Here is a 16,673-nt window from a genome sequence, read left to right as displayed (position 1 = left end):
CAGGGAGCGGAACCAGCCGGGCGGAAAATACCCGACGGTTCACAGCGTCCTCGCTGTTGTGTTTCTTCAAAGGAACCTCGACCAACCAACAACTCACGTCGGCTGGACGGGGTATCAACTAATCTGGCGTTGATTTTTGGCACGCTGTTGAGTTCTCAAGGAACGGACGCTTCCTTTGTACTCACCCCCAGAACTTCTGTGGGCTTTCCTCCGGGCGCTTCCCTTCGGTCTTGCGTTTCCGACTCTATCAGACCGTTTCCCGATCCGATTTCCTCGGTTTCACTCTCCGCTTTCCGGCCCTTTCGGCCTTCCGGCGGTTCCGACTCTATCAGACTCTTTCGGGCCTGATTCCCAGTCAGCGGGGTTCGCCCTCCCGGCCGTTGAGCCGTTCCGACGCCCAAACTCTAGCGGATTTCCCGGGCGGCTCATAATCGGGCCATTCGAAATACATTTCGGCATGCCGAAATGCGTCCCGGCTGGGAGATCGTACTGAGGTTGGCTGCCGCATACGCGGCGAGGATGGTTGCCGAGGAACCGTTCCGGCTCCGTGACAACTCGAAGAACCTTACGGATCGGGAAGCACCGTGTCAACCGCCCTCGGCGCGGACCTGGCGGCGCAGCTCAGCAGAGATCCGCGCCGACCCGTGGCCGCCGTCAGTCCAGGTCAGTGAGCCGGCCGCCCGCGTCCGGCTGGTCGTCCTCCACTCGCCGCAGCAAGCGGGTCAGCAGGTCGCCCAGGAGGGCGCGCTCGTCGCCGGCGAGGTCCTGAAGCAGGTCCTCCTCGAAGGTGGAGGCCATCCGCATCGCCTCCAGCCACTTCGTACGGCCGTCGTCCGTCAGTTCGACGATCACGCGGACCCGGTTGTTCTCGTCGCGGTCCCGGGTCACCAGCCCCTCGGCGGCCATCCGGTCGATCCGGTGGGTCATCGCGGCCGGGGTGAGGCCGAGGCGCTTCGCGAGCTCGCCCGGGCCGAGGCGGTACGGAGTGCCGGCGAGGACGAGGGTCTTGAGGACCTCCCACTCCGCGTTGCTGATGCCGAGGTCGGCGAGCTGGCGGCCGTAGGCGACGTTCATGCGCCGGTTCAGCCGGCCGAGGGCGGAGACCACCTTCTCGACCTGAGGGTCGAGGTCACCGTATTCACGCTGGTAGGCGGCGATCTGCTCGTCGAGGGTCGGTTCCTGCGGTCCGGACAGCGGAGGACCGGGGGGCTCGGTTGGCATGCGGCGAAGTATGGCATGCGCTCATTGGCGTTGAAGTCCTTCGGTGTGTAGAGTTAAGGATCGAACTTTAGTGTTGAAGTCTTCAGGGCTGAGTCCTCCGGATCTGGAGGACTCAGCCCGCGATGTCGAAGTGGGTGAGTGTGACCAGGGCGAGGGGCGCAGCGATGCGCCGGATTCAGGCGGGCAACGCGCTGAGCGCGTTCGGGCTCGGCTTCACGGTCCCGTACCTCTACGTCTATGTGGCGCAGGTGCGGGATCTCGGTGTGACCACGGCGGGTGTGGTGCTCGCGGTGTTCGCCATGGCCGCGCTGGTGGTGCTGCCGTTCACCGGACGGGTCATCGACCGGCGCGGGCCGCTGCCCGTGCTGGTAGCCGCCGCGTTGCTCGCGGCGGTCGGCGCCGCGGGGCTGGGCCTGTCGGACACCGTTCCGTCGGCCGTGCTCTCCGCGACGCTGCTCGGTGCCGGTACGGCGGTGATGCAGCCGGCCCTGGCGACCATGATCGTCTGGTGTTCGGACAGCACCACCCGGACCCGCGCCTTCGCCATGCAGTTCTTCCTGCAGAACCTCGGTCTCGGTCTCGGCGGGCTGATCGGCGGCCACATCGTCGACGCGAGCCGGCCCTCCAGCTTCCTGCTGCTGTTCGGCATCGAGGCCGTGATGTTCCTGGTCCTCGCCGGGATCGGACTCACCGTCCGGCTGCCCGGCGGCGCCGTCCTCCCCGGGGCGCGTCCCTCCGGGACCGGCGGCCGCGGCGGGATGCGCGCCCTGCTCGGCCACCGCGCCATGGTGCAGCTGCTCGTCCTGGGATTCGTCCTCTTCTTCGCGTGCTACGGCCAGTTCGAGTCGGGGCTCGCCGCCTACGGCACGGAGGCTGCGGGGATCGAGCCCGCGACCCTCGGCACCGCCCTCGCCGCGAACACCGCCGTGATCGTGGCCGCCCAGTTCCTGGTGCTGCGCTTCGTCGAGCGGCGCAGTCGCAGCAAGGTGATCGCGGCCGTCGGGATCATCTGGGCCGTCGCCTGGCTGGCGGCGGGCTGGGCCGGACTCGGCCAGGGCAGCCAGGCCATGGCCACGGCCGCGTTCATCTCGACGTACGCGCTGTTCGGACTCGGTGAGGCGATGCTGTCGCCGACCGTCGCGCCGCTGGTCGCGGATCTCGCCCCGGAGGGGACGGTCGGGCAGTACAACTCGGCGTTCGCGCTGGTCAAGCAGCTCGCGCTGGCGATCGGGCCCGCTGTCGGCGGTCCGATGGGCGCCACGCTGCACGGCCCGTACATCGTGACGTTCGTACTGTTCTCGCTGGCCATCACCGCCCTGGCACTGCGGATGGGCAAGCGGCTCACGCCAGCGCAGGACCGGCCGTGGCTCGCGGCGAAGTCCCGTGTGGTCGCCGTACACATGCCCGACGAGAGCGACAGCGTCGCCGCGGCGCGCTAGCAGCGGGCCCGGGGTGTCCGACCCGGATCCACCGGACACCATCGGGCCGCGGCCGGTCAGCGGGGCAGGGCGAACTCGCACCAGACGGCCTTGCCGCCGTCCGGTGTGCGGCGGGACCCCCAGGACGAGGCGATCGTCGCGATGATCGAGATCCCGCGGCCCGCCTCGTCCTCCGTCTCCGCCCTGCGGCGGCGGGGCAGGTGCTCGTCGCCGTCCGTCACCTCGACGATGAGCCGCCGGTCGGTGCGGCGCAGCCGCAGCCGCATCGGCGGGGTGCCGTGCTGGAGGGAGTTCGCGACCAGCTCGCTGACCGCGAGAACCCCGAGGTCGTGCAGCTCGGTCGGAAAGCGCCAGGAGGCCAGCACCCCGGACGCGAACGCCCGGGCGCGCGGCGCCGCCTCGGTGCCGCCGAGCAGGTCGAGGGCCGCGTTGTGGAACAGCTCCGCGTCCCCGCCGACGCGCGCCGGGTGCTGGAGGACGAGCACGGCCACGTCGTCGTCGTGCTCCGCGGTGACGCCCAAGGAGCGCAGCAGCCGGTCGCAGACCACCTGCGGGGTGCCCGTCGCCCCGGACAGGGCGCGCTCGAGGGCCGCCATGCCCTCGTCGATGTCCTCGCGCCGGCGCTCCACCAGGCCGTCCGTGTAGAGGACGGCGGTGGAGCCGGGCGGCAGGGCGATGCTGCCCGAGGTGTGCAGCCAGCCACCCATGCCGAGCGGCGGGCCGGTCGGCTCCTCGGCCCGGCGGACCGTGCCGTCCTCGTCGCGCACCAGGATCGGCGGATGGCCCGCCGAGGCGTAGACCAGGCGGCCCTCGTTGGGGTCGTGGACCGCGTAGACGCAGGTGGCGATCTGGCTGGCGTCGATCTCCGCCGCCAGTCCGTCGAGCAGTTGCAGCACCTCGTGCGGGGGCAGGTCGAGCCGGGCGTAGGCGCGCACCGCAGTGCGGAGCTGGCCCATCACGGCGGCCGCCCGCACGCCCCTGCCCATCACGTCGCCGATGACGACCGCGGTGCGGCCCGCGCCGAGGGTGATGACGTCGTACCAGTCGCCGCCGACCGCCGCGTCCGTGCCGCCGGGCTGGTAGGTGGCGGCGAAGCGGAGGTCGTCGGGCTGCTCCAACTCCTGGGGCAGCAGGGAACGCTGCAGCGTCACCGCCGTCTCGCGGTGCCGGCGCTCGCTGGCGCGCAGCCGCTCGGCGGCCTCGGCGTGGTCGGTGACGTCGGCGGCGAAGACGAGGACACCGGCCGTCTCCTCACCGCCGCGCAGCCCTGCGGGCAGGCAGGTGACGGTGTACGAGCCCTCCCCGCGCTTGCCCCGGGCCTCGCTGCCGGCCTGGATCCTGCGGGACTTGACCGTGCGCGGTTTCCCGCTGCGGAGGACCTGGTCCATGAGGGGCAGCAGCCCGAGTTCGGTGAGCTCCGGGCAGCTGTCCGCCGCGGGGGTGCCGGGCGGGCGCGCGCCGAAGGCCGCCGCGTACGCGTCGTTGACGTAGACGATGCGGTGGTCGGGGCCGTGCACGAGGGCGACCAGGGCCGGGAGGCTACCGAGGATCTCGGGCAGGACGAAGTCCTCCAGGGTCAGGAGGGCGTCCGCGGCCTGCTCGGACTGCCGGCCGGCGCCGCCACGGGCGGCGGGCACGGAGCCCTCGCCCCGCTGCGCCACGGAGTGACCCTGGTCCGCCCCTCGGGCTGCGGCGCGGCGCTGCGTACCGGGGAGCATTGCGCTCCAACGCGTGAAGTTCACTGACTTTCAAGCCTCAATGGGGGTGGTTGCCAAGGGTCACTCTGTGCAGGTGTGAGCCCACCTATGGTCACACGTCCAGTGTCCCCGACCGGACTGACAGTCGTCTTTGCGCCGCGTGCCAGGTCGTCCTCGTGCCGCGCGGCGGGGCCGGGGAACCCGCGCGGCGGGCGCGGGCGGGGCCGCCGGGTCAGCGGTCCGGGGAGCCGTCGGCGGACTCGTCCTTGCCGTCGCGCGGCGGGCTGGCGCCGGGCGGATCGGCCTGCCGGGGTCCGGTCGCGTCGCCGCTGCGCGCTCCGCGGGCGTCCGGGGCGGCGCCGGACCGGCCGGAACCCGCGGCGAGCTCGAACTCGGCGCGCGGGTGCTCCAGCGAGCCGAGCGAGACGATCTCGCGTTTGAAGAGACCGGACAGCGTCCACTCGGCGAGGACGCGTGCCTTCCGGTTGAACGTGGGGACGCGGCTCAGATGATAGGCGCGGTGCATGAACCAGGCCGGATAGCCCTTGATCTTGCGCCCGTAGACATGGGCCACGCCCTTGTGCAGGCCGAGTGAGGCGACGGAGCCGGCGTAGTCGTGGGCGTACTCGGTGAGCGGCCGGCCGCGCAGCGAGGCGACGATGTTCTCCGCGAGGATCTTCGTCTGGCGCACCGCGTGCTGGGCGTTGGGCGCGCAGTACGTGCCCGGCTCGCGGGCGGTGAGGTCGGGGACGGCCGCCGCGTCGCCCGCGGCCCAGGCGTGGTCGGTGCCGTCCACGGAGAGCCGGGCGGTGCAGACGATGCGGCCGCGATCGTCGAGCGGCAGGTCGGTGGCGGCCAGGACGGGCGCGGGTCTGACGCCGGCCGTCCAGACCAAGGTCCGGGTGGGGAAGCGCGAGCCGTCGCTGAGGACGGCGACGCGGTCCTCGCAGCTCTCCAGACGGGTGTCCAGGCGGACGTCGATGTTCCGGGCGCGCAGCTCGCGGATCGCGTAGCGGCCCATCTCCTCACCGACCTCGGGGAGGATGCGGCCGGCGGCCTCGACGAGGATCCATTTCAGGTCCTCGGGCCGGATGTTGTGGTAGTACCGCGAGGTGTAGCGGGCCATGTCCTCCAGTTCGGCGAGGGCCTCCACGCCCGCGTAGCCGCCGCCGACGAAGACGAAGGTCAGGGCGGCGTCGCGGACGGCCGGGTCGCGGGTGGAGGAGGCGATGTCCATCTGCTCGATGACGTGGTTGCGCAGGCCGATGGCCTCCTCGACCGTCTTGAACCCGATGCCGAAGCCGGCGAGACCGGGCACGGGGAGGGTGCGGGAGACCGAGCCGGGGGCGATGACGAGTTCGTCGTAGCCGAGTTCGACGGCGCCGGTGCCCTCCTCCTCGGTGGCGAGGGTGACGACGGTCGCCACGCGCTTGGCGTGGTCGACGGCCCGGGCCTCCCCGATGACGATGCGGCACCTGCCGAGGACCCGGCGCAGGGGCACCACCACATGGCGGGGGGAGATGGAGCCCGCGGCGGCTTCCGGGAGGAACGGCTGATACGTCATGTACGGGTCGGGAGCGACCACGACGATCTCCGCCCCGCCCCGGTCGAGCTCGGGCTTCAGCTTCCGCTGGAGGCGCAGCGCGGTGTACATCCCGACGTAGCCGCCGCCGACGACGAGGATCCGCGTGCGGGGCGGGGTGCCGGGGGTCGTGTCCCGGGGGTTCGCAGCCTTCACCGTCCCATGACGCAACGGGCTCCGGCGTTTGTCCACAGGCCCGGCGAATTGTGTGACCGGAAGGCGTCGGCGGCCGGGTCGGCAGGAGATCCGGGGCATTTCGGAAGGTCCGCAGGTCAGCGGCGAGGAGGGTGCGAGAGGGCGGGGGCGGAATTGGGAGCGATCCGGTCCTTGCTCCGATCGGGGGGCGCTCCGTGCGAAGTACCCCCTTCTGAATTGACTCCGGCTCAACTATGTTCGTAGCCGGTCGGAGTGCCGGGGCTCGGCATGTCCGGTCGGACCAGACCAGGGCGGGGATGTCTCCGGGGGGAGACGACATGACCGGGGGAACTTTCATGCATATTCAGGATTCGCATTGGCAGACCGCCGTCGCGCCGGCTCCGGCCGCCGAGGGCAACGGGAACGGAGGGCCGGGGCCGGCCGCGCTGAGCCGCCCCGCGCCCCTGCGCGTCGACGCCCAGCGCAACCTCGAGCACGTCCTGCGCGCGGCGCGCGAGGTGTTCGGCGAGCTGGGGTACGGCGCGCCGATGGAGGACGTGGCCCGGCGCGCCCGGGTCGGCGTGGGCACGGTCTACCGCCGTTTCCCCAGCAAGGACGTGCTGGTGCGCCGGATAGCTGCGGAGGAGACCGCCCGGCTGACGGAGCAGGCGCGCACCGCGCTCGGGCAGGAGGACGAGCCGTGGTCGGCCCTCTCCCGGTTCCTGCGGACCTCGGTGGCCTCCGGGGCGGGGCGTCTGCTGCCGCCCCAGGTGCTGCACGTGGGCGTGGACGGCGAGGAGACGGCGGACCAGGCGGCCGGGGCGGGGGCCGTGACGGAGGACGGCCGGGAGGAGCCCCGGGTGCCGCACCAGCGCGCGGGTGCGCCGGGCGGCCTGCGGGTGGTGGCTCCCCGGCCGGTGCCCGCCGAGGAGCAGGACGACGACACCGGAGTGGATGAACTGCTGGACGTCGTGGGGCAGCTGGTCGCCCGGGCACGGGCGGCGGGCGAGTTGCGCGGTGATGTGACGGTGGCCGATGTGCTGCTGGTGATAGCCACGGCCGCGCCGTCCCTGCCGGACCCGGCGCAGCAGGAGGCCGCGTCCTCCCGGCTGCTGGACATCCTTCTGGAGGGCCTTCGCCCGCGGGCGTGATCCGGGGGCGGCCGGGCGCGCGGTCCCGTCGGTCCGGGCACGCAGCTCGGGTGGTTCGGGCCTGGTTCCGGCGACGCGGGCAGCGCGGGCCGGCTGCGGGCACGCGGCCCCGGCGATGCGGGTGGTCGGGTGGTCGGGTGGTCGGGTGGTCGGGTGCGAACGGCGTCCGCGTTGCCGGGGGTTCGCGTTCCGCGCCATGGTTTCCGGGGATTGGCCCGACATGTCCCGGACACACCTCCGGACGTTTCCACGGGCGTTTCCCCGGACGGGTGGTTGCGGTACTTGGAGGTACGGCGTAGGTCCGCCGTGTGGCACGCTTGCCCGGTAATCCGGGTCTGAAGTGCTTACGGGGGCTTCCGCGATGAGCGGTGACGGTCGGGACGAGTCACACGGCACGGCGGGCGGTCCGGACGCGGTACAGGAGCAGGTGCCACCGGAAGCGGTGCCCAGCCAGGGCGGGCGGGGAGCTTCGGCCGCCGCGCCCGGCTCCGATGGCGCGCCACGGCCGGAGGTCCCCGGCGACGAGGGGTACACGGTCCCGCAGCAGCGTGCCGGCGGGAGCGAGGGCTCCGTGCTGCCTCCGCCCCGGGAACTTCCCTCCTCCGACGGGGACTTGGTCCGGCGGATGCGGGAGGGCGACGACAGCGCCTACGAGGAGCTGTTCCTGCGCCACTCCGACGCCGTCCGCAGGTACGCGCGGACCTGCTGCCGGGACAAGGACACCGCCGACGACCTGACCGCCGAAGTGTTCGCGAGGACCCTCCAGGCGGTTCGTGGCGGCGCGGGCCCCGCGCACGCGGTGCGGGCGTATTTGCTGACCACGGTCCGCCATGTCGCCGCGGCGTGGACGAAGACCGCGAAGCGGGAGCAACTGGTCGATGACTTCGCGGTGTTCGCCGCGGAGGCCGTCCGCGGCGGGGATACCGCGGGGGGCGACACCCTCGACGTGGGCGCAGACGTCCGCGCGATGCACGACGCCGAGCAGTCCCTCGCCATGCAGGCGTTCCGTTCGCTGCCGGAGCGTTGGCAGGCCGTCCTGTGGCACACGACCGTGGAGGAGGAGTCCCCGAGTGACGTCGCCCCGCTGTTCGGGCTGACGGCGAACGCGACGGCGGTTCTCGCGAGCAGGGCGCGGGAGGGCCTCAAGCAGGCGTATCTCCAGGCGCATGTGAGCACCTCGCTCACCGCGGGCGGGGACTGCGCCCGGTACGCGGACAGGCTCGGCGCGTACGCGCGCGGCGGGCTGCGCATGCGGGCCGAGCGCGGGCTGCGCAAGCACCTGGACGAGTGCACCCGCTGCCGGCTCGCAGCGGGTGAACTGGCCCATGTGAACGCGGGCATTCCGGCGCTGCTGCCGATCGCGGTCATCGGCTGGTTCGCCGCCGGGTACTCGGTCAAGGCGGCCGGCGCCGTGGCGGGAGGAGCCGCCGGGGCGGCCGGTGCCGGGGCGGCGGCCGCCGCCACCGGCGGCAGCGCGGGAGGTGCGGCCGGTGGAGCCGCCTCGGAGGGCCTCGGCGCGTCGGCCAAGGCCGGTATCGCGGCGACCGTCGCCGTGGCGGCGGCCGCCGGGCTGGTGTGGGCACTCGTGGGCGACCCGGCGCCGGAGCCCCGGGCGGAGGCGAAGCCGCCGGCCGCGATGCCCGTCGCGCCCGACGCTCCGCCCGAGCCCGCCCCGCGGCCCGAGGCACCGGAGCCGCCCCCGCCCGCATCGCCTGCGCCTGCCGGGCGGCCGAGCCCGAGCCCCGAGCCCCGTCCGACCCCCACGCCCACCCCCACGCCCACCCCGGCGCCCAGCGCCGAACCGGCACCCCCGCCCACGCCGGCCCCGTCCCCCGCCCCGCCGAGGCCCGCACCCAGTCCGACGCCCCGGCCGCCGTCCCCCTCGCCCACGCCGCCGCCCGCACCGGCGCCGCAGGTCTACCAGGTCAGCCGGCTGGCGTACGGGCTGCTCGGCGACCGCACCGGCCCGGAGATCCGCCTCGGCGAGAGCAGCTGGCTGTGGCAGCGCTCCGGTCTGTCGATCGACGGTGAGCGGTACGGCCACGGCGCGACGGTGAACGGCCGGTCCTCGGTCGTCATCGACCTCAACCGGCAGTGCTCCTCCTATGAGGCGCTCGCCGGGGTGGACGACCTGACCCTCGGCAACCGCGCGGTGCGCTTCTCCGTCTACGCGGACGGCGTCCGCCTCTGGCGCTCCGCGCCTCTTTCCCGGGGCGACGCCGCGGTCCCGGTGCGCGTCCCCCTGGAGGGGCGCTCCACCCTCCGCCTCGTCGTCGAGCCCGAGGGCCTGGGCGGCCTCGGGGTGCTCGCGGACTGGGCCCGCTCACAGATCAGCTGCCGCTGAGGCGGGGTCGATCGCCGCCGGAGGCGGCGGCCCGGTCCCGTAAGACGCGGGCCCGGCACGCCCGGGGCCCGCGCCCGAAGCGTCACCAGGCCCAAGGCGCCCAACGCGCCACCGGGCCCGGCAAGCCCACCGCCCCCGCGCCCAAAACCGCCCGCGCGCCCCAGACCGCGCGCCCCAGACCGCGCGCCCGCGCCCAAACCTGACCCCGAATTCCGCCCGACGGCCCCGAACCCCGCCCCCGAACCCGAACCCCGCGCCCGCGTCCCGCGTTCCGAGCTCCCGCTTCAGGAGCGCAGCGTCGGACGTTTCGGGACGCCGCCCGCCACCGCGCGGCGGCGGGGCGCGGCCGTACCCGTCCAGCAGGTGCCCCGGCGGGAGAGGAGCCTGCGGAGCCACAGTTCCGTGGAGACCAGGTCCGCCAGCCCGTCCAGCGCCACCGGTTCGCCCTCCGAGGCCGCCCGCAGCGCCCGGCGGACGACCCGGGCCTCGACCAGACCCGCGTCCGCCAGCAGGGGCGCGTCGAAGAGGGCGATCAAATGCGGGAGGGCCACCCGCAGCCCGGTCCGGGCCGTCGTCACCGCCGTGTGCGAGGCATGGGCGCTGGTCCCCCAGCCCGGCGGCAGGTCGTGGATCCCCGACCCCGCCAGCACCGTGCGCAGCACCTCCGCCCGCGCCCCCGGCTGCACCCGCAGGGACTCCGGCAGGGCCCGGCTCGCGCGCACCACCTGGTTGTCCAGGAACGGGGCGTGCAGCCGCTGGCTGCGGACCTCGGCGGCCTGCTCCAGGATCCGGTGGTCCGCCGCGTACCGGGCGAGGGCCGCGCGGGCCCGCGCCTCGCCGGGTCGCAGAACGGTGACCGGGCGGGTCGCCGCCTCCGCCAGGCGAACCGATACTTCAGCCAGTGCCTCACCCGTCAGCCAGCGCGCCGCGGGCCCCGGCCGGGCCCAGTTCAGCGCCGCCAGCGACGCCCCGACCGCCCCGTTGAGCCCCACGGTCCCGATGCGGTTGGCGGTCAGCACCCGCTCGGCCGCCGTCTCCAGACCGGCCCGGTAGGACGTACGGGCGAGCCGCCGCGCCGCCCGGTAGACGGTCAGCGGCACGAAGAGCGACCCCGGCGAGGAGCCGTCGGCCCGCGCCAGCGCGGTCACCGGCCGGAGCAGCGGCCGTCTGCGCCGGTCCAGCAGCAGATCGGCCAGGCGCGCCGGATGCGCGTCCAGCACCTGCCGGGCCCCGGCCCCCGTGAGGTGGTCGGCGCTGCCCGCCGCCAGCCGGCTGCGGTGGCGTTCCGCCATGACCAGCGAGGGCGCGGGCTCGTCGGTCAGCGGACCGGTGTCCAGGCCCGCGTACGGCAGGGCCTCCTCCCCGGCCGCCACCACGACATGGTGCAGTCGCGGGTTGGCGGCGATGGCGCGGGCCCGTTCCAGTTCCGGTTCGCGGGTCTCGTGTCCGCTGGTGGCCAGGTCGTTGAAGGTGACGGCGACCAGCCGCTCGCCCGCGCCCGTGCCGTGCCCGAGGACCGTCCCCGGCACGCCCGGCAGACCGGCGGCGAGCAGGGCCAGGGTGCTGGAGGCGCTGCCGCCGGAGAGGTCGGCCCCGATGCCGGGGGCGGGCGCGCCCCGGGCGGCCCGCCGCTCCGCCGGCCCCATACCGGGGACCGGCCCGGGGTCGGGCGGCATCGTCTCCGGCGCGTGCCGGGGTGCGGTGAGCCGGGCGCGCACCGCCTCCACCAGGGCGTCGCGCACCCCGTCCACCGCCTGCGCCGGGTCGGTCTGCGGCCCGGCGACCGCCAGCGAGGAGAGCTGCTCGTACCCGGTGATCTCCCGGGACCCCTCCCGCAGGATCAGGGCGTGCCCCGGCGGGATGCGCTTGACCCCGGCGTAGGGGGTGGAGTCGCGCAGGGCTTCCGGCGTCTCGGGGCAGGCCAGCAGCGCCGCCAGGTGGCCGATGTCGAGCTGCGCCTCGATGAGGTCGGCGAGCGGCAGGGCGGCCGTGGCGTACGCGGTGCCGCCGGCCCAGGGGGTGTGGAACACCGGCCGGGCGCCCGCGAGATCGCCGACGACGGTGATGCGACGGCCGATCTGGACGACGACCGTGTAGCTGCCCGGCCACGCCGTCAGATGCCTGAGCGCGCCCCCGCGCGCCGCGAACAGGCCCACCCGCAGCTCCTCGTCGCTGGCCGCGCAGCAGCCGAGGACGGCGAGCCGGGTGACGGCGGGCGGGTTCGCGCCACCGCCCGGGACGGGCCGTACGGCGGGTTCGGCGGAGACGATGCGCACCTCGTCGGGGCGCCAGTCGCCGACCGCCCACAGCGGGTCGGGGTCGCCCCACAGGAGTTGGGCTCCGACGGGCTGGAGCGTGCGGCCCTCGTCGTCACCGGGAAGGTCCGCAACGGCGCCCGCCGTCCCGAAGTGCGCGGCGATACTGCTCCACCCCACCAGCCACCGCATCCCCGCCTCCACCGTGTTCCCGAAGCCGTTCGGGGACATGCTGCCACGAAGGAGGCGCGCGGGCTCGGGCCGCGACGGTGGGCGCGGCGGGTGAACACACGCGGGGCAGCGGCGACTTCACGCCGCCCGGGTGGCCGGAAGGAGGGCTCCGAGGTCGGGGCGGCGGCTCCCGGAAGTGGTTCGCGACCGTCGATTATCGGCCATTCTCGGATGCCGGGGTGGAGACCAACTGCCGTGCCGGGAGGCTCAGTTCGCCTCCCGGCCCGGTCCGCCGTCCGCGGGGAAATGAGACGGCGGTATCCCCCAGCCCACTGGTTCCCGTACACAGTGGGCCGACCCACGCAGCACCCATGGAAGCGCTCCCGCCGGCCCGCGGCGAGAGCGCACGCACGGGCGCACGGCCACACGGCGGGAGCACGGGCCCGGCCTTCCGCCCGGCGCGGCCGCACCACAATCCCGCCATACGGAACACCGCCTCTTAACGGTCAGGATGTGGCGAACTACGCTGTGTTCACTGCTGTTCTCCGCAGGCGCGCATATTCCGGGCGGTTCGGCCAGGTGCTTTTGCAGGCGGGCCCGTCCGGGGCCAGGGGGTGTGCGAACCGGGAGGACACCGCACGAATGCCGTGCGCCCCGTGCGCCGCGGCTGCCGTCTGTGTGTCGAGGGGTGGCGCATGTCCAGGGAGCAACGCGGGCCGAACGACAAGCTCGGCGCCGTTCTCGCCCTCGCGGGTATCAGCAACGCCGGTCTCGCCCGGCGGGTCAACGACCTCGGCGCGCAGCGGGGTCTGACCCTCCGCTACGACAAGACCTCGGTGGCCCGGTGGGTGTCGAAGGGCATGGTGCCGCAAGGCGCCGCCCCGCATCTCATCGCCGCCGCGATCGGGTCGAAGCTGGGCCGTCCGGTGCCGCTGCACGAGATCGGCCTCGCGGACGCCGACCCGGCGCCCGAGGTGGGCCTCGCCTTCCCGCGGGACGTCGGCGAGGCGGTGAAATCGGCCACCGAGCTGTACCGGCTGGATCTGGCCGGGCGGCGGGCCGGCGGCGGGGGCATCTGGCAGTCGCTGGCGGGTTCCTTCGCGGTCAGCGCGTACGCCACACCCGCCTCGCGGTGGCTGATAACCCCCGCGGACCCGTCGGTCGAACGGCTGGTCGCCGCCGGGCCCGGTGGCGGCGGCGAGGGCCGGGCCGCCGGATCCGCTACCGAGGCCCCGGCCGACGGCCCCGAGGCGGCCGTGCGGGTGGGCCACAGCGATGTCGCCAAACTGCGTGAGGCCGCCGAGGACGCCCGGCGCTGGGACTCCAAGTACGGCGGCGGCGACTGGCGTTCCTCCATGGTCCCGGAGTGCCTGCGGATGGACGCGGCCCCGCTGCTGCTCGGCTCCTACTCGGACGAGGTGGGGCGGGCCCTGTTCGGCGCTACGGCCGAACTGACCCGGCTGGCGGGCTGGATGGCCTTCGACACGGGCCAGCAGGAGGCCGCGCAGCGCTACTACATCCAGGCCCTGCGCCTGGCCCGCGCCGCCGCCGACGTCCCCCTCGGCGGCTATGTCCTCGCCTCCATGTCCCTCCAGGCCACCTACCGGGGCTTCGCCGACGAGGGCGTCGACCTCGCCCAGGCCGCCCTGGAGCGCAACCGCGGCCTGGCCACCGCACGCACCATGAGCTTCTTCCGGCTGGTGGAGGCCCGCGCGCACGCCAAGGCGAACGACGCGGCGGCGGCCGGCCAGGCCCTGAAGGCCGCCGAGGGCTGGCTGGAACGCGCCCGCGAGGGCGACGCCGACCCGTCCTGGCTCGGCTTCTACTCCTACGACCGCTTCGCCGCCGACGCGGCCGAGTGCTACCGCGACCTGAAGGCGCCCCGCCAGGTGCGCCGCTTCACCGAGCAGGCGCTCTCCCGGCCGACGGAGGAGTTCGTGCGCTCGCACGGGCTGCGGCTGGTGGTCAGCGCCGTCGCCGAGCTGGAGTCCGGCAACCTGGACGCGGCCTGCGCGGCGGGGGTGCGGGCGGTCGAGGTCGCCGGGCGCATCTCCTCGGCCCGCACCACGGAGTACGTCCGGGACCTGCTGCACCGGCTGGAGCCGTACGGGGACGAGCCCCAGGTCATGGAGTTGCGGGAGCGGGCGCGCCCGCTGCTGGCCGCCCCCGCGTGAGCCCCGCGGACCCGCTGCCGGCCCCCCCTGCCCGAGCCCCCCGCGCCCGCTGCCGGCGCCCCCTGCGTGAGCCCCGCGCGCCCCCGGCGCACCACCCCGCGCGGACGTGACGCCCGGCACCCTGCCGAGCGGGTTTGAAGGCGCGCCCGGCGGGCCAGTGCACTATCGGGGTGAGAGGGGCGGAAGGACGAGAGGTGACGAGGACGTGGTGACGGCGGCGCACGGACCGGCCGCGGCGCGCGGTCGGGCATACGACTGCGACGTCCTGGTGGTCGGCGGCGGGATCGTCGGCCTCTCCACGGCGTACGCCCTGACCCGCTCGGCGCCCGGGACCTCGGTCACCGTCCTGGAGAAGGAGCCCGGCCCCGCCCGCCACCAGACCGGCCGGAACAGCGGGGTGATCCACAGCGGGATCTACTACCGCCCCGGCTCCCTCAAGGCCCGCTTCGCGGTGCGCGGGGCCGCCGAGACGGTCAAGTTCTGCGCCGAGTACGGCATCGACCACAAGGTCACCGGCAAGCTCGTCGTCGCCACCGAGCGGGAGGAGCTCCCCCGCCTGCACGCCCTCGTCCAGCGCGGCCGGGAGAACGGCATCCCCGTCCGCGAGCTGGGCCCGGCCCAGATCACGGCGTACGAGCCCGAGGTCCGGGGCCTCGCGGCGATCCACGTCGGCACCACCGGCGTCTGCGACTTCGGCGCGGTCGCCGCCCGGCTCGCCCTGGCCTCGGGTGCGGACGTGCGCTACGGCGCGGAGGTCGCCGCCGTGGACCGCAGACCGTGGGGAGTCGCCGTCCGGACGACCACCGGGGCTGTGGTGCGCGCCCGGGCCCTGGTGAACTGCGCGGGCCTCCAGTGCGACCGGGTGGCACGGCTCGCGGGCGACGACCCCGGGATGCGGATCGTCCCCTTCCGGGGCGAGTACTACGAGCTGGCCCGGCCCGGACTCGTCCGCGGCCTGGTCTACCCGGTGCCCGACCCGGCCTTCCCCTTCCTCGGGGTGCATCTGACCCGGGGCATCGACGGCGGGGTGCACGTCGGGCCGAATGCGGTCCCGGCCCTCGCCCGCGAGGGCTACCGCCGCACCTCCGTGCGCCCCCGGGACGTGGCGGACGTGCTGAGCTGGCCCGGCACCTGGCAGGTCGCACGCCGCCACTGGCGCTACGGCGCCGGCGAACTGCACCGCTCCCTGTCGAAGCGCGCCTTCACCGAGGCCGTGCGCCGGCTGCTGCCCTCGGTCACCGCGGACGACCTGCGCCCCGCGCCACCGGGCGTCCGCGCCCAGGCCGTACTGCGGGACGGGACCCTGGCCGACGACTTCCTCATCCGCGAGGCCCCGCGCACGGTCCACCTCCTGAACGCGCCCTCCCCGGCGGCGACCGCCGCCCTGCCCATCGGGCGCGAGGTGGCGCGGCGGGTCCTGGCGTCCCTGGCGGCCGCCACGGCCTGACGGCGCCACGGCCCCACGGCACCCCGTCACCCCGCCCGGACCCGGACCGGACAGGACCCGCACCACGGACCCGCGCGGGAGACTCCCCGGCCGGAGGTTCCCGGCCGGAGGTTCCCGGCCGGAGGTTCCCGGCCGGAGGTTCCCGGCCGGGGCCGCCACCCCGCCCGGGAACGGAACCCCACCCCCGCCGCAGCATCCCGGCCGCACCGCCACCCCGCCGGGACGGGCCGTCCGGCTCGTAGAATCGACGCACTGTGTCTGAGTCTCGAAACACCACCCCCGACGCCCTCCGGCTGCCGCGCGACCGCGAGCCCCGCTTCCCCGGCGGCCCCGCCGCCGACCCGGCCGGGTCCCACCACGAGCGGCGCATCCGCAGCTTCCAGCCGCGCCGCAGCCGGGTCACCACCGGCCAGGGCGACGCCCTGCGGCGTCTGTGGCCCCAGTGGGGGTTCGACATCGACGGGCACCGGGTCCTCGACCTGGAGGAGCTGTTCGGCGGGCTGCCGGTCGTGCTGGAGATCGGCTTCGGGATGGGCGAGGCCACCGCGCAGATGGCCGCCGACGACCCCGGCACCGGCATCCTCGCCGTCGATGTGCACACCCCCGGACAGGGCAACCTCCTCGGCCTCGCCGAGCGCGCCGGCCTGACCAACGTCCGGGTGGCCAACGGCGACGCGATCATCCTGCTCCGCGAGATGCTGCCCCCGCGCTCCCTCGACGGGATGCGCGTCTTCTTCCCGGACCCCTGGCCCAAGAAGCGCCACCACAAGCGGCGCCTGATCCAGCCCGAGTTCCTGACCCTGGCCGCGGGCACCCTCAAGCCCGGTGCCGTCCTGCACTGCGCGACCGACTGGGAGGAGTACGCCGAGCAGATGCTGGAGGTCCTCTCGGCGCACCCGGACTTCGAGAACACCGTGCCCGAGGGCGGCTACGCCCCGCGCCCCGCCTTCCGCCCCCTGACCCGCTTCGAGGGCCAGGGCCTGGACAAGGGCCACACCGTCCACGACCTGCTGTTCCGCCGCCGCCCCCACCAGGGCTGACCCCCCGCCGCCGGGTA

10 protein-coding genes are annotated in these 16,673 nt (G+C 74.7%); 6 read left to right on the top strand and 4 right to left on the bottom strand.

All coding sequences use genetic code 11. The annotated features are described in order from the left end of the window. Positions 1-654: 654 nt before the first annotated feature. On the bottom strand, positions 655-1,221 hold the full coding sequence (locus tag C593_RS0105375) for a MarR family transcriptional regulator (protein ID WP_018846273.1): 567 nt from the start codon (positions 1,219-1,221) through the stop codon (positions 655-657). A gap of 164 nt (positions 1,222-1,385) precedes the next feature. On the opposite strand from C593_RS0105375, the gene C593_RS0105370 reads away from it, so the two are divergent. Continuing rightward, entirely contained in the window at positions 1,386-2,660 is a 1,275-nt protein-coding gene (locus tag C593_RS0105370) for an MFS transporter (protein WP_018846272.1), read from the top strand. Positions 2,661-2,716: 56 nt separating this feature from the next. Here C593_RS0105370 and C593_RS0105365 read toward each other — a convergent pair whose 3' ends face one another. Together C593_RS0105365 and C593_RS28900 are read right to left on the bottom strand one after the other, a co-directional pair. Then, complete coding sequence (locus tag C593_RS0105365) at positions 2,717-4,402, bottom strand: SpoIIE family protein phosphatase (protein WP_026277377.1); 1,686 nt, start codon at positions 4,400-4,402, stop codon at positions 2,717-2,719. A 187-nt stretch (positions 4,403-4,589) separates the two neighbouring features. Then, positions 4,590-6,095, bottom strand: a complete 1,506-nt coding sequence (locus C593_RS28900) for an NAD(P)/FAD-dependent oxidoreductase (RefSeq protein WP_018846270.1) — start codon at positions 6,093-6,095, stop codon at positions 4,590-4,592. 335 nt (positions 6,096-6,430) lie between these two features. Here C593_RS28900 and C593_RS0105355 point away from each other — a divergent pair, with 335 nt between their 5' ends. After that, entirely contained in the window at positions 6,431-7,225 is a 795-nt protein-coding gene (locus tag C593_RS0105355) for a TetR/AcrR family transcriptional regulator (protein WP_018846269.1), read from the top strand. 361 nt (positions 7,226-7,586) lie between these two features. Continuing rightward, a complete protein-coding gene (locus tag C593_RS0105350) occupies positions 7,587-9,569 on the top strand; it encodes a sigma-70 family RNA polymerase sigma factor (protein ID WP_026277376.1) in 1,983 nt (660 codons plus the stop codon). Between the two features lie 284 nt (positions 9,570-9,853). Here C593_RS0105350 and C593_RS0105345 read toward each other — a convergent pair whose 3' ends face one another. After that, on the bottom strand, positions 9,854-12,016 hold the full coding sequence (locus tag C593_RS0105345; RefSeq protein WP_106434566.1) for an asparagine synthase-related protein: 2,163 nt from the start codon (positions 12,014-12,016) through the stop codon (positions 9,854-9,856). A 674-nt stretch (positions 12,017-12,690) separates the two neighbouring features. Between C593_RS0105345 and C593_RS0105340 the strand changes: the two genes are divergently transcribed. The 3 genes from C593_RS0105340 to trmB all read left to right on the top strand — a co-directional run bounded on the left by C593_RS0105340 (position 12,691) and on the right by trmB (position 16,656). Continuing rightward, positions 12,691-14,169, top strand: coding sequence for an NsdA family TPR-like regulatory protein (locus C593_RS0105340; protein ID WP_018846266.1), 1,479 nt, complete (start codon positions 12,691-12,693; stop codon positions 14,167-14,169). Positions 14,170-14,374: 205 nt separating this feature from the next. After that, positions 14,375-15,616, top strand: a complete 1,242-nt coding sequence (gene lhgO / locus C593_RS0105335) for an L-2-hydroxyglutarate oxidase (RefSeq protein WP_018846265.1) — start codon at positions 14,375-14,377, stop codon at positions 15,614-15,616. Between the two features lie 254 nt (positions 15,617-15,870). Next, entirely contained in the window at positions 15,871-16,656 is a 786-nt protein-coding gene (trmB, locus tag C593_RS0105330; protein ID WP_018846264.1) for a tRNA (guanosine(46)-N7)-methyltransferase TrmB, read from the top strand. Positions 16,657-16,673 lie beyond the last annotated feature (17 nt).

This window comes from Streptomyces sp. CNT372 (assembly GCF_000377145.1).
The sequence above is the reverse complement of the archived record's forward strand: the minus strand, read 5'-3'. Positions and strand labels throughout refer to the sequence as shown.